The following is a 13108-nucleotide window of genomic DNA, read 5'->3' on the forward strand; positions in this document are numbered from 1 at the left end:
CGTCCGGCGCGCTATCTGGGCGCGATATCCGGAAATCAGCGGCATTTCCGCTTGATCGAAAATCCGAGTGTTATGGGAGAAACGCCGAACCCCACGGGGTTGCGGCGTTCACGAGCGGGCATGACCACCCGATGACTCCGGCCCCACGGGCCCCGGTGTTTTAATCACCACCTACCGTATTTTAGCTGTGTTTGCCCAGGTCAATGGATAGGTCAACGACGAGTCAAACCGCGCGCTGTGCCCGGGAAACGATCGCCTAAGGTCCTACGATCGCTTTATGACCTGCGTTCTTCTCGCCGAGGATGACACCTCGATTTCCGAGCCGCTCGCGCGCGCGCTGCGCCGCGAGGGCTATCAGGTCGAGGTGAGTCCCGATGGCCCTCAAGCGCTTGAGAGGGCCCTTTCGGGCGGCATCGACCTCATTGTTCTCGACCTTGGCCTGCCGGAGATGGACGGCCTCGAGGTCGCCCGCCGGATCCGCGCCGAAGGCCACGGCACTCCGGTCCTGATCCTCACGGCACGTGTCGACGAGGTCGACACCGTCGTCGGCCTCGACGCCGGCGCCGACGACTACGTGACGAAACCGTTCCGCCTCGCCGAACTGCTCGCCAGAGTGCGGGCGCTGCTGCGGCGGGGCACGTCCGAGACCCCGGTCGTCCAGGGGGTGCGCATCGACGCCGACTCGCGCCGCGCCTGGATGGGCGACAAGGAGCTGCATCTGACCACGAAGGAGTTCGACCTGCTGCGGGTGCTCGTCCGCGACGCCGGCAAGGTCGTCACCCGCGAGCAGATCATGCGCGAGGTGTGGGACACCAACTGGTGGGGCTCCACCAAGACGCTCGACATGCACATCTCCTGGTTGCGTCGCAAGCTGGGCGACGACGCCGCCAAGCCGCGTTACATCACCACGGTCCGGGGGGTCGGCTTCAGGTTCGAGCGCGAGTAGGGATGCGCCGCCGACTGCTCTCCTCCACTCTGCTCGTCGCGGTCATCGCGGTCCTGCTGCTGGGGGTCCCCCTGGGCGTCGTCGTCAGCCGTCTGATCGTCGATGAGGCGGCTCAGGAGCTCGGGGCTGAGGCCAAGCGTCTCGTGGGAGAGGTGGAGTACGCCCGCGTCCAGGAGGCGCCGCTCGACCCCCAGCAACTGGAACAGAAATACCCGGGCAGATTCATTCAGATCTGGGAACGCGGAACCCCCCTGAGGGTGACCGTCGTCGGCGACCCCCCGCCGTCGGGTCACCTCATGACCGAGGACGCCCAGACCAACACCGGTGTCTACGTACGCATCAGCCGCGACCGCGACCAGGTCGAGCAGGACGTACGGGCTCGCCTGCTGCTCATCGTGGCCCTCGCCGGCGCCGCGCTGGCGGTGGCCGTGAGCCTGGCCGTCGTGCAGTCGCGGCGGCTCACGCTGCCCTTGCAGGACCTGGCGAAGATCGCCGACCGGCTGGGCTCAGGAGACGCGCGGCCGAGCAAGCACCGCTACGGCATCCCCGAGCTCGACCGCGTGGCGCAGGTGCTCGACCGCAGCGCCACCCGCATCTCCGACCTGCTCACCCGCGAGCGCGAGTTCGCCACCGACGCCTCCCACCAGCTCCGCACCCCCTTGACGGGGCTGACGATGCGTCTTGAGGAGATCGTGGCCTCATCCGACGAGCCCGAGGTCGTCCGCGAGGAGGGCGAGGCTGCGATCGTGCAGGCCGAGCGGCTCACCGCGGTCATCGACGAGCTGCTGGCCGCGGCCCGCCGCCAGCGGCACGCCCAGGCCGAGCCGGTGGCCGTGGACGAGGTGCTGGTGCAGCAGATGACCGAGTGGGAGCCGGTGTTCAAGGACGCGGGCCGCGTGCTGCAGCTCGAAGGCACGCGCGGGCTCAAGGCGATGGCCACCACCGGCGGCTTCGGCCAGGTCATCGCCTCGCTGCTGGAGAACTCCCTGCGGCACGGCGGCGGCGCCGTCACCGTCACCACCACCTGCGGCGACAACTACGTGGTGATCGAGGTGGCGGACGAGGGCCCCGGCATCGCCGACGACATCGCCCCCAAGATCTTCGACAGGAACGTCAGCGGCGGCGGAGGCACCGGCCTCGGCCTGACGCTGGCCCGCGCGCTGGCCGCCGCCGACGGCGGCCGGCTGGAGCTGGTGCGGCGCAGGCCCGCGACGTTCGCCATCTTCCTGCGGCCGGCCGACGACGACGGGCGCAACAGGGTGGTCAGCGGTCCTGCCTGACGCCGCCCTCCGGCAGCTCCACCGGGATCGGCTCGGTGGCCTCCAGGAACACCCACTTCTTGTACGACCAGTAGCGGAACAACGTGCCGAGCCCGACGCCCACGATGTTGGCGATGTTGAAGCTGAGCGTGTCGTGCAGGCCGAGCGTGTAGGTGGTGAAGCCGATCGTCAGCATGCCGAACAGCAGGGCGATGCCGTTGAGCAGGAAGAACAGGAAGTATTCGCGGCCCAGCCCGCTCTGCTCGCGGTGGCGGAAGGTCCAGAAGCGGTTGCCCAGGTAAGCGAAGGTCGTGGAGATCGTCGTCGCCACGACCTTGGAGGTCAGCGGGCCCAGGCCGACCACGACGTTGCAGAGGTTGAGCAGACTCGTGTCGAGGACGAACGCGACCGCCCCGATGCTGCCGAACTTGGCCAGCTCGTGCACGAGGGACGCGAACCGCTCGTAGAGCCGCTTGGCGAATGTCACGTCTCTGCTCGGTCCTTCCTTGTCGAGCTGACCCACTCAGCGTACCGGCCACGATGAGGGCCGGACGTCAGGCGTACGAACATACCCCGCAAAGAAGGTCTGCAGAAATATCGCCCTATGTGCGGCATACCCGTTAGAGAGGCATTACGCTGCCATGCAGTTCGAGGGCACGCGAATCGCTGGGCGGTCGTGCCTGCGAGGCAACCCGGAACGGCCGTCCAGCCCCCTGACGAGTGCGGACGTTGACCCGGAAGGTCCAGGGCCGGGCGGGGTAAGTGGTTGCGTCCCGGTAAGCTCGCCTGACGTGAGTGCCATCAGCCCCATCGGCCCGGTCGTCGGCATCGTCGGCGCGGGCCAGCTCGCCAGGATGTCGCAGCCGCCCGCCATCGCGCTCGGTGTCGAGCTGCGGGTGCTGGCCAACACTCCTGAGGAGAGCGCGGCCCGGGTCGTCGTCGACACGCGCATCGGAGACTATCGCGATCTTGAGGCGCTCCGGGCGTTCGCGCAGGGCTGCGACGTCGTCACGTTCGACCACGAGCACGTCCCCACCGAGCACATCAAGGCCCTGATCGCCGACGGCCACACCGTGCGGCCCGGCGCCGACGCCCTCGTCCACGCCCAGGACAAGGCGGTCATGCGCGAGCGGCTGAGCGCGATCGGCGTGCCCTGCCCGGCCTGGCGGCGGGTCCCGTCCGCCGGCGACGCCACCGCCTTCGCCGACTCCCACGGCTGGCCGATCGTGCTCAAGGCCGTGCGCGGCGGCTACGACGGGCGCGGCGTGTGGGTGTGCCGCACGCCCGAAGAGGTCGCCGAGGCGTTCGCGACCGGCGTCGAGCTGATGGCCGAGGCGTTCGTACCGTTCGAGCGTGAGGTGTCCGTGCTGGTCGCCCGCTCGCCCCACGGACAGGGCGTCAGCTACCCCGTCGTCGAGACCGTGCAGCAGGACGGCATCTGCGTCGAGGTCATCGCGCCCGCCCCCGACCTCGACCCCGAGGCGGCCGCGAGAGCCCAGCACATCGGCCTGGAGATCGCCCATGAGCTGGGCGTCACCGGGCTGCTGGCCGTCGAGATGTTCCAGACCGCGCGCGGCTTCGTCGTCAACGAGCTGGCCATGCGCCCCCACAACAGCGGCCACTGGACGATCGAGGGCGCCACCACCTCGCAGTTCGAGCAGCACCTGCGGGCCGTGCTCGACCTTCCGCTCGGTTCGCCCCGCATGACCGCGCAGGTCGTCGTCATGGCCAACCTGCTCGGCGGAGACGACCCCGACCTGTTCAAGCGCTACGAGCACGTCCTCGCCCACGATCCCGGCATCAAGCTGCACTTCTACGGCAAGGAGGTGCGGCCGGGCCGCAAGATCGGCCACGTCACCGCGCTGGGCTCCAACCTCGACGAAGTACGCGCCCGCGCCCGCCACGCCGCCGTCTACCTCATGACCGGGGAGTACACATGAGCACGGGCTCCACCACGGGTCCCGCCACGGGCCCCGCCACGGGCACTGTCGGCATCGTCATGGGCAGCGACTCGGACTGGCCGGTCATGAAGGCCGCCGCCGAGGCGGTCGCCGAGTTCGGCGTGCCGTTCGAGGCCGACGTGGTCTCGGCGCACCGCATGCCGGTCGAGATGATCGACTACGGCCGCCAGGCCGCGTCCCGGGGCATCAAGGTGATCATCGCCGGCGCCGGCGGGGCCGCCCACCTGCCCGGCATGCTGGCCTCCGTCACGCCGCTGCCCGTCATCGGGGTGCCGGTGCCGCTCAAATACCTCGACGGCATGGACTCCCTGCTGTCCATCGTCCAGATGCCGGCGGGCGTGCCCGTCGCCACCGTCGCCGTCGGCGGCGCCCGCAACGCCGGCCTCCTCGCCGTCCGCATCCTGGCCGCCGCGGATGAGGGGTTGCGGGCGCGGATGGAGGAGTTCCAGGTGCGGTTGAAGGAGCAGGCGTACGCGAAGGGCGAACGCCTGCGCGCCGAGGCCGCCGACCTCTGACCCCTCCGGCTCGCCCCCGGCCCGCTTCACCTGCGGGATCGTGAACACGCCGAAAGCGCCGAGCACGACCGCCATCACCGCGCGCGCCGTCCCACGCGTGACCTCGGCCACGTCGGCCAGTCGCGTCCGCGCACGCCCCTGTACGTGCCGCTGATCGCGGTCTCTTGCGCCTTTTATCCAGGCGTTTTCCGTGGATAGGGTGCGTTGCCATGGACGACGACCCGATCAAGGGCCATGAGGCCCGCGTACGCGCTGTTGACCCGCTCGTGGCCGACCAGGGCACGCTGGTCGTCAGGGAGCGGGACGTGCCGCTGGAGGTGCCCGGGGGCGTCGGCCTGACCAACGTGGACCGGCTCGACCCCGGCAGCCTCCAGGCCGCGTGGTCGCCGCTGGTCGTGCACCGGCTGCGCGCCCGGGTGTCAGGACCCGACCCGGAGGCCGCGCTGGGGGCGCTCATCGACCGCTGGCTGGCCCTGCCCCGCGACGACGAGCCCGAGCAGGCGCTGAGCGTGGTGTGGCCGAGCCGCGACACCGTACCGGTCAGGGCGCTGGCCAGGCGCGGGTTCGCCCCCATCGTGGCGGTCTCCGTCCACCGCCTGCGCCCGCACGACGCGCCCGCCGCACCGGTGAAGATCCGCACGGCGGCTCCGGACGACGTGGACGTGGTCGCGGACATGTACGAGCGGCTCGCCGCCTACGACGCCCAGTTCGGCTGGGTGATGCCACGGGCCGCCACCCCCGCAAGGATCAGGGAGTCGGTGGCGGGCGAGGTGCTGCCGCTGGAGTGGTGCTGGCTGGCGGAGGTGGACGGCCGCCCTGCGGGCTGCCTCATCGTCGAGCCGCCCGCCAGGGCCCGCTGGATCTCGGGCTGGGTGCACGACGCGCCGGTGGCGTACCTGGGAGTGATGTACGTCGAGCCGGAGCTACGGGGGCGCGGCATCGGTGCGGCGCTGACCGAGGTCGCGCACGCGCACGCGGCGGCGGAGGGCGTGTCGTCGCTGCTGCTGCACCACGCGCTGCCCAACCCGCTGTCGACCCCGTTCTGGGCCCGGCGCGGCTACCGCCCGCTGCTCACCCAGTGGGTCCGCCACCTGACCTGACGACGGTCCCTGGACAGACGGACCCAGCCCGAGCCGATGAGCTCCGCTGAAGAGGGGGTGCGGGGTCAGGGGCGGCCGAGGGCGCGGTAGTGCCAGCCGGCCGAGCGCCACGCCTCGGCGTTGAGCGCGTTGCGCCCGTCCACGATGCGCCGGGCGGCCACCACGGCCCCCAGCTCCTCCGGGTCGAGCCGGATGAACTCCTGCCACTCCGTGAGCAGCAGCACCACATGTGCCCCGCGCACCGCCCCGATGGCCGACTCGCCGTAGTTCAGCTCGGGATGCGCCTTGCGGGCGTTGTCGAGCGCGATGGGGTCGTACACGGTGACCGCGCCGCCCTGGTGGCCGATCGTGACGGCCACGTCGAGCGCGGGGGAGTCGCGGATGTCGTCGGAGTCGGGCTTGAACGCGGCCCCGAGCACGCCGACCGTGCAGCCGTGGAAGGAGCCGCCGGCCAGCTCTCTGGCCAGGTCGACCATGCGGGCCCTGCGGCGCATGTTGATCGCGTCCACCTCGCGCAGGAACGTCAGCGCCTGGTCGGCCCCCAGCTCGCCGGCCCGTGCCATGAAGGCCCTGATGTCCTTGGGCAGGCAGCCGCCGCCGAAGCCGAGCCCGGCGTTGAGGTAGCGGCCGCCGATGCGGTCGTCGTACGACAGCGCCTCGGACAGCAGCTCGACGTCGGCGTGCGCGGCCTCACAGACCTCGGCCATGGCGTTGATGAAGGAGATCTTGGTGGCCAGGAACGCGTTCGCGGCCGTCTTGACCAGCTCGGCCGTCGCGAAGTCGGTCACCACGATCGGAACGTCGCCGATCGGCTCGTACACCTCACGCAGGATCTTCTCGGCGCGTTCGGAGCGTACGCCGAGCACGATGCGGTTGGGGTGCAGGGTGTCCTCGACGGCGAAGCCCTCGCGCAGGAACTCGGGGTTCCAGGCCAGCTCGGCCTCGCCGCCGGCGGGCGCGAGCCGGGCGAGCTTGTCCGACAGCCGCTCGGCGGTGCCGACGGGGACCGTCGACTTGCCCACGACCAGGCATTCGCGGTCGAGGAGCGGGGCGAGGGATTCGATGGCGTTGTCCATGTACGTGACGTCTGCGGCATACTCGCCGCGTTTCTGCGGGGTGCCCACGCAGATGAAGTGCACGTCGCCGAAGGCGGCGACCTCGTCGTACGAGGTGGTGAAGCGCAGCCGCCCGGATTCGAGGCCACGGCGAAGGACGGGCTCGAGGCCGGGCTCGTGGATGGGGAGCTCGCCGGCGTTCAGACGTCGGATCTTGTCGGCGTCGACGTCGAGGCCCAGGACGTCGAACCCGAGATCAGCCATGCACGCCGCATGGGTGATTCCGAGGTATCCGGTCCCGATCACCGTGAGGCGGTATGGCACGAGTGGGCTCCTTTCGATCCGCGCAGGCATGCTACCGGGCCCTCGCTATCTCGTACGTGCCACCTGCACTTCGCCGCAAACCGTACTAGCTGGTAACAAGATGGTCGGACGTCCTAGTATCTGATGCATGAGCTTCCCTCTCTACGCGCCCGCCGAAGAGCACGACATGCTCAGGGAGACCGTGCGGGCCCTGGCCGACGAGAAGATCGCGCCGCACGCCGCCGAGATCGACGAGACCGAGGAGTTCTCCTGGGACGTCTACAAGGCGCTCGTGGCCGCCGACCTGCACGCCGTGCACGTGCCCGAGCAGTACGGCGGCGCCGGGGCCGACGCGCTGGCGACCGTGATCGTCATCGAGGAGGTGGCCAGGGCCTGCGCGTCGTCGTCCCTGATCCCCGCCGTCAACAAGCTCGGCACCGTCCCGCTGCTGCTGTCGGCCTCGGAGGAGCTCAAGGCCCGCTACCTGGCGCCGGTGGCGCGCGGGGAGGCGATGTTCTCGTACGCGCTGTCGGAGCCTGAGGCGGGCTCCGACGCGGCGTCCATGAAGACGCGGGCCGTCGCCGACGGGGACGCGTACGTGCTCAACGGCACCAAGATGTGGATCACCAACGCCGGCGTGTCCGAGTACTACACCGTCATGGCCGTCACCGACCCGTCGGCCGGCGCGCGCGGCATCTCCGCCTTCGTCGTGGAAAAGTCGGACGAAGGCGTCTCGTTCGGGCCCAAGGAGAAGAAGCTCGGCATCAAGGGCTCGCCCACCCGCCAGGTCATCCTGGACGACGTCCGCATCCCCGCCGACCGCATGATCGGCGCACCCGGCACCGGCTTCAAAACCGCCCTCGCCACCCTCGACCACACCCGCGTCACCATCGCCGCCCAGGCCCTCGGCATCGCCCAGGGCGCACTTGACTTCGCGATCGGCTACGTCAAGGAACGCAAGCAGTTCGGCCGGCCGATCGCCGACTTCCAGGGCCTCCAGTTCATGATCGCCGACATGGGCATGAAACTTGAGGCGGCCCGGCAGCTCACGTACCACGCGGCTGCCAAGTCCGAGCGCGCGATGAACGGCGAGCCCCAGAAGGACCTCACCTACCTGTCCAGTGCCGCGAAGTGCGCCGCCTCGGACGCCGCCATGGAGATCACCACAGACGCGGTGCAGTTGCTGGGCGGGTACGGGTACACGAAGGACTTCCCGGTCGAACGCATGATGCGCGACGCCAAGATCACCCAGATCTACGAGGGCACCAACCAGATCCAGCGCATGGTCATGGCCCGCCAGCTCTTGAAGTAGGGCGCTGAGCAGCGGAAACCCCGGTCCTCGATAGCGGAGAGCCGGGGTTCGCCGGCGTTCAGGTCCGGGGCTCAACGAGCGCTGTTCCGTGGCTGTTCCGTGAGACACGGAGCAGAACGGAACGGGAAGCCTCCGTCCGTACGATCGGATCATGCAGCGCCTAGCCCTCTTCGACCTCGACAACACACTCGTGAACTTGGACGAGGCGTTCCAGGTGTGGGCGGGGGAGTTCACCGCCGATCATGGTTTCGGCAGCGGGGCAGTGGAGTGGCTGATCGCCTTGAACAAGGCCGGCCATCCGCACCGTGCGGAGTTCTTCACGTTGGCGCAGGAGCACTTCGCCCTCGCGGCGTCGGTGGAGGAGCTTTGGGCGGGATACCGAAGGCGTATGCCGCATCTGGTGCGGTGCCGCCCGGAGGTGATGGGCGGTCTGGCCCGACTGCGCGAGGCCGGTTGGAAGGTCGCCATCGTCACCAACGGCATGGCAGACAACCAGCTAGGCAAGCTGCAAGCCACCGGCTTGGCCGACGCTGTTGACGCCTACGCGCTTTTGGGCGTCGAGGGCATCCGCAAGCCCGATGTCAGGCTGTTCGAGATGGCCGCCGGCCGGTGCGGCGCGGCGTGCGCCGATGGCGGATGGATGGTCGGTGACCACCTCGTCGCCGACATCGCCGGAGGACGCGCGGCAGGCTTGAGCACCGTCCGCATCGACCGGGGCACATAGCCCGATGCGCAAAATGCCACGACGCTGTACCCCGCAGGGCCGGACGGCGTCGAGGTGATCTCCGCCCCAGCGAACTGGCGCACAGGCCACCTGCAAATGGCCGAAGCCCAGGCACACGCACTCAGTAACGCCTACGACCGGGTTGAGGCCAACGGCAGTGTGCTCGCGAATCCGTACGTGGACATGGTCAGCGGCCAAATCATCGTTCCGGCTGCCACAGCCGACGGCCACGCTATCGGCTCTGCCCCACTAGCCGGCACGGCTTACCTCAGCCTCGGCGGCGTGGACTGGACCCTTCCCGGAGAATACACCGGCGACGATACCGACGAAGACGCCGAAGGGCCTGCTGGCCCATCAGAGGAATACGCGTTCACCCCGCACGTCTCCGACGTGACCAACAGCTACGCCACGCTATCCACCATTACACAAGAAGTCGTGACCCTGGACACCACGCAATTGCCGGGCGCCAACGCCATTATCTCCGCAGGTGCATGGCCCGAACGGAACCAGGTCCTGATCACTGCTAACGCTGTGTCATCCGAGATGCGGCAGGCCCTGGCCCAGCGGTACGGCACGAACAGCATCGTCATCTGGCTGAACCCGGACGCCACCAGGCTCGAGACTCACGACACACGCAATAACGATAACGACGACTACGTCAACGGTGGGGGACGGTTCGTCAGCAACGCAGGATCCCAATGCACCATGGGCTTTGCATGGAATCAAGGGGGCGAAAGGCGCATAGTGACGGCGGGACACTGCCTGCCTGACGATGTAACTTTCGGTACCATCCCGTACGGGCTCCGCTTGTACAGCACCTGGAAGGATGGCACGGGATCAGTGAGGCTGCCTGGAAAGTCCACCACCCATGGAGATAGCGCGCTAGTTTCGATGCTCAACCCGAAGAAGCCAACAGCGTCCATCTTCGTTGGCAGCGCAACGTCCGCTAGCAAGCGCCCGGTCAGGCGAAGCTGGACGCGGCGCGCAATGCCCGGAGATCTGTACTGTGTCGGAGGCGCGACATCGGGACAGATATGCAATTACGAAGTCGGGATCACCGAGGAAAGCTTTCCGATGAACAATCCGGACGGATCCTACTCCGGCGGGAAGTCGGTCGGTCCCCTGTGTGAATCAATTTTCACCGACATCGATGATGTCCGGCGCGCGTACGGCGGCGACGTCATGAAGCGCCGATAGGAATAGATCATCTCAATGTCCTCAGCCCTTCTCGCAATAAGCAGCAAGGCGCTGCTCGTGGCAACGGCGCTCCTCACCATGACCGCTTGCAGCCAGGCTCAATGGCAACAGATTCAGGTGGCGACATTATCACCGGACGAGCGCACATTGACCGTGGAAGTGAGCTTTGGGACGCCTGAGACCAGGCCCAGGGAATGCGAGCGGGTGACGGATACCGAGGTGCGCGAGTCTCCCTCCCAGGTAATCATCGGAGTGCAGGTGCATAACACCTGTTCGAGTCCTTGGCCCTGGGAGGGCGACACGCTCAGCATCGCCTATGTGCGCCGAGTATCGCTCCAGCTTCGCCGGCCGCTCGCAGGACGGACAGTCTTGAACAATACTGGCCACGACCCCGTAGCGATCAACCGGTCGTAAGGCGCATTCTGAGCGCCCCAATCATTCACAGCGCGGCGGAGGATGTTACGTCCCTGCATCGCACGGAAGTCATGGTGCTGACGCCATGGCGGGGACATGTGCGGGATGATCTCATAGCGCTCATGCGTCGCGTGTGTTGTTTGCCCAGGTCAAGCCACCTACGCAGCCTGAATGGCCCCCGCGCTCCTAAGGAAGTGCTTCGCATCTCTGACACTTCAGACCAATCCCGGCGATTCGGTTGCTGCGGTGAGTGGGGCACCCCAAGGTCTCCGGCAAAGCAGGGGCGATTCAGTTCCCCCGGCAATACGGGGCTTACGACGGACGCGTCAGGGGAACACGGTGGCAGCGACGCTGATGAGCCGCGAACCCTCCTTCGGGACCGCCATGAGCGATCTCCAGCCCTGTTCCGTCGCTGTTCCGTGGGAGGGTCGGGAACCGTGAAGAACGATGAGAGCCGGTCGCAACAGTGACCCCTGGTCAGGCTTCTGGTCGACAGGTTTTCGCTGGTGGCTGCGCAGGGCATGGGAGATCAGCCAGATCTACGAGGGCACCAACCAGATCCAGCGCATGGTCATGGCCCGCCAGCTCCTGAAGTGATGCGGGAACCCGGCGCTTCCTGCGGGGTGGGCCGGGTCCGTGATCTTTACGCGGTGGTCCAGGGCTGCCAGCATCGCGAGGCATGGATGTCGATGAGTTCTGGGACCTGATCGAGCGTTCCGGACGTGAGACCGACACGAGGGAAGCGCGTGTCGCGTGGTTGGTGGACGAGCTCTCGCGCCGCCCGGTCGAAGAGATCATCGACTATGACGTCTGGTGGAGGACGACGCAGAACCGCGGCTGCACCGTCGATCTCTACGCGGCGTTCTGGTTCGTGTTCGGCAGGGGATCCCTGGACGGCTTCGAGTACTTCGTGAGCTGGCTCATCAGTCTGGGGCGCGAGACGTTCGAGACCGTCGCCGAGTGCCCGGATCGGCTGATCGAGCAGCCTGAAGTGCTTCGCCTGCTGGACCGGGTGGCCATGTTCGTCGCCGCCATGAAGCGTCGGCAGCGGAATCTGGATGAGGAGTGGGAGGAGCATCCTGAGTTCGAGTTGCTCGCCTACGTGGGGTTCGACGCTTATGAACGGGTGACCGGGAAGGACGCGGACGGCCTCGCCGAGGCCGTGGCTGCTCGGGGCTTCTCAGGCGACTTTCCCCTGATCCCGGCGCTGGGCAGCGTTCCCCATGGAGAGCAGTGGGACTTCGACGACGAACGGGAGTTGGCCCGCAGGCTTCCCCGGATAGCCCGTTATCGGGGTCAGCAATAAGAGGTTTTCGACGGTGGGGAGCGTCGGTCGGTTCGCTCAACTAGCGCTCAACAGGTCCTCAACATCGGCCTGGCTACCTTCGCGGTGTCCGGTACGACGAGCACCAAGGAGAACGCGATGCGAACGCTCAACACGATGGTCCTCGGTGCGGCGGTGACCGCTGCGGCTCTGACCGCGGGCGCCCCCGCGCAGGCCTCCGTACAGACCAGTGCCCAGACCTCGTCCACCACCGTCGCCACGGCCGCGGCGACCGGCTCGGCGGCGTTAGCCTGCCGTCAGGTGCGGGTGTACCGTCCCGAGATGCGCAAGGGGCACGTGGCCGCGACCGGCTGGGCCATCGGCTGCTCCCGCAACCAGCGCATCAAGATCATGCTTCAGCGCAAGCGCTGGTACGGCTGGCAGACCATCTCCAGCGCCACCTGGTACGGGGCCGGAAAGAAGACGCTGTACAAGGGCTGCAAGCGGGGGACCACCTTCACGTACCGCCTCCAGGGCCAGGTCGCCTATTACTCGGGAAGCAAGTACGTCGTCCACAACGGCTACAGCCCCAAGCGACGCGCGAAGTGTCCGTGACGCCTGAGGCGTCGGGGTGAAGCGAGACGGCCACTGCATGATCCTTTGTGCGGTGGCCGTGAGCCACAGCTGAGGGATCTGCGGTCACGCCACCCGTACCGAGTGGGGGCCGACGCTTAGGGTCACGTCGACATGTCCACCGAGCGCGGCGGCATAAGCGCGAATGGTCTCCAGCTCCATCGAGTCCGAATCACCGTTCTCAATCTGAGAGACGCGTGCTTGAGAGATGCCAAGCACAGCTGCCACCTCGGATTGCGTCTTGCCGACGGACTTGCGCAGCTCTTTGAGATGGCGGCCGGCCACGTAGGCATTCAGGTGCGCGTCGGCGGCGGCCTGTCGCTGCGGGTCGGCAAGTTCGGGATGCAACCGGTGCGCTTCCGCCTTGACCTCACGCCAGTTACGTCCTGGGCTCATCGCTTGGCCTCCCTCTTCGTCTTCGCCGA

The 13108-nt window shown here is 67.9% G+C and carries 14 protein-coding genes; 11 read left to right on the forward strand and 3 right to left on the reverse strand.

Annotation, left to right across the window (positions count from 1 at the left end; translation table 11 throughout):
- Nucleotides 1–277: 277 nt before the first annotated feature.
- Together AB0K12_RS02430 and AB0K12_RS02435 are read left to right on the forward strand one after the other, a co-directional pair.
- The gene (locus tag AB0K12_RS02430; RefSeq protein WP_012888073.1) at nucleotides 278–946 is read left to right on the forward strand and encodes a response regulator transcription factor; all 669 of its coding nucleotides are present in this window, start codon (nucleotides 278–280) and stop codon (nucleotides 944–946) included.
- Between the two features lie 2 nt (nucleotides 947–948).
- Nucleotides 949–2226 carry an ATP-binding protein gene (locus tag AB0K12_RS02435; protein WP_355411254.1) on the forward strand — a complete coding sequence of 426 codons (1278 nt, stop codon included), beginning with the start codon at nucleotides 949–951 and terminating at the stop codon, nucleotides 2224–2226.
- Here the strand turns inward: AB0K12_RS02435 and AB0K12_RS02440 are convergent.
- Nucleotides 2210–2692 (reverse strand): GtrA family protein, encoded by a 483-nt coding sequence (locus AB0K12_RS02440; protein WP_364555075.1) that lies wholly within the window; start codon nucleotides 2690–2692, stop codon nucleotides 2210–2212. The two genes, AB0K12_RS02435 and AB0K12_RS02440, sit on opposite strands and share 17 nt — an antisense overlap.
- A 304-nt stretch (nucleotides 2693–2996) precedes the next feature.
- Between AB0K12_RS02440 and AB0K12_RS02445 the strand changes: the two genes are divergently transcribed.
- From AB0K12_RS02445 to AB0K12_RS02455, 3 genes are all read left to right on the forward strand, one after another.
- Nucleotides 2997–4145, forward strand: a complete 1149-nt coding sequence (locus AB0K12_RS02445; protein ID WP_364555076.1) for a 5-(carboxyamino)imidazole ribonucleotide synthase — start codon at nucleotides 2997–2999, stop codon at nucleotides 4143–4145.
- The gene (gene purE / locus AB0K12_RS02450) at nucleotides 4142–4681 is read left to right on the forward strand and encodes a 5-(carboxyamino)imidazole ribonucleotide mutase (RefSeq protein WP_364555077.1); all 540 of its coding nucleotides are present in this window, start codon (nucleotides 4142–4144) and stop codon (nucleotides 4679–4681) included. The genes AB0K12_RS02445 and purE overlap by 4 nt, the downstream gene beginning before the upstream one ends.
- A 209-nt stretch (nucleotides 4682–4890) precedes the next feature.
- Complete coding sequence (locus tag AB0K12_RS02455; protein ID WP_364555078.1) at nucleotides 4891–5781, forward strand: GNAT family N-acetyltransferase; 891 nt, start codon at nucleotides 4891–4893, stop codon at nucleotides 5779–5781.
- A gap of 65 nt (nucleotides 5782–5846) precedes the next feature.
- Here AB0K12_RS02455 and AB0K12_RS02460 read toward each other — a convergent pair whose 3' ends face one another.
- Nucleotides 5847–7190 carry a UDP-glucose/GDP-mannose dehydrogenase family protein gene (locus AB0K12_RS02460; RefSeq protein WP_364555079.1) on the reverse strand — a complete coding sequence of 448 codons (1344 nt, stop codon included), beginning with the start codon at nucleotides 7188–7190 and terminating at the stop codon, nucleotides 5847–5849.
- Nucleotides 7191–7287: 97 nt separating this feature from the next.
- Between AB0K12_RS02460 and AB0K12_RS02465 the strand changes: the two genes are divergently transcribed.
- The 6 genes from AB0K12_RS02465 to AB0K12_RS02490 all read left to right on the forward strand — a co-directional run bounded on the left by AB0K12_RS02465 (nucleotide 7288) and on the right by AB0K12_RS02490 (nucleotide 12665).
- Entirely contained in the window at nucleotides 7288–8451 is a 1164-nt protein-coding gene (locus tag AB0K12_RS02465; protein WP_364555080.1) for an acyl-CoA dehydrogenase family protein, read from the forward strand.
- Nucleotides 8452–8602: 151 nt separating this feature from the next.
- Nucleotides 8603–9175 carry an HAD family hydrolase gene (locus tag AB0K12_RS02470; protein ID WP_364555081.1) on the forward strand — a complete coding sequence of 191 codons (573 nt, stop codon included), beginning with the start codon at nucleotides 8603–8605 and terminating at the stop codon, nucleotides 9173–9175.
- A gap of 96 nt (nucleotides 9176–9271) precedes the next feature.
- Entirely contained in the window at nucleotides 9272–10372 is a 1101-nt protein-coding gene (locus tag AB0K12_RS02475; protein WP_364555082.1) for a hypothetical protein, read from the forward strand.
- A gap of 861 nt (nucleotides 10373–11233) precedes the next feature.
- Nucleotides 11234–11383, forward strand: a complete 150-nt coding sequence (locus tag AB0K12_RS02480) for a hypothetical protein (protein WP_364555083.1) — start codon at nucleotides 11234–11236, stop codon at nucleotides 11381–11383.
- Between the two features lie 82 nt (nucleotides 11384–11465).
- Nucleotides 11466–12092 (forward strand): DUF4240 domain-containing protein, encoded by a 627-nt coding sequence (locus AB0K12_RS02485; protein WP_364555084.1) that lies wholly within the window; start codon nucleotides 11466–11468, stop codon nucleotides 12090–12092.
- 117 nt (nucleotides 12093–12209) lie between these two features.
- Complete coding sequence (locus AB0K12_RS02490; protein ID WP_364555085.1) at nucleotides 12210–12665, forward strand: hypothetical protein; 456 nt, start codon at nucleotides 12210–12212, stop codon at nucleotides 12663–12665.
- Nucleotides 12666–12749: 84 nt separating this feature from the next.
- Here the strand turns inward: AB0K12_RS02490 and AB0K12_RS02495 are convergent, their stop codons facing one another.
- Nucleotides 12750–13079 (reverse strand): helix-turn-helix transcriptional regulator, encoded by a 330-nt coding sequence (locus AB0K12_RS02495; protein WP_364555086.1) that lies wholly within the window; start codon nucleotides 13077–13079, stop codon nucleotides 12750–12752.
- Between the last annotated feature and the right edge of the window lie 29 nt (nucleotides 13080–13108).

The sequence above is a fragment of the Nonomuraea sp. NPDC049419 genome (assembly GCF_040676995.1).
Taxonomy (GTDB): domain Bacteria; phylum Actinomycetota; class Actinomycetes; order Streptosporangiales; family Streptosporangiaceae; genus Nonomuraea; species Nonomuraea salmonea.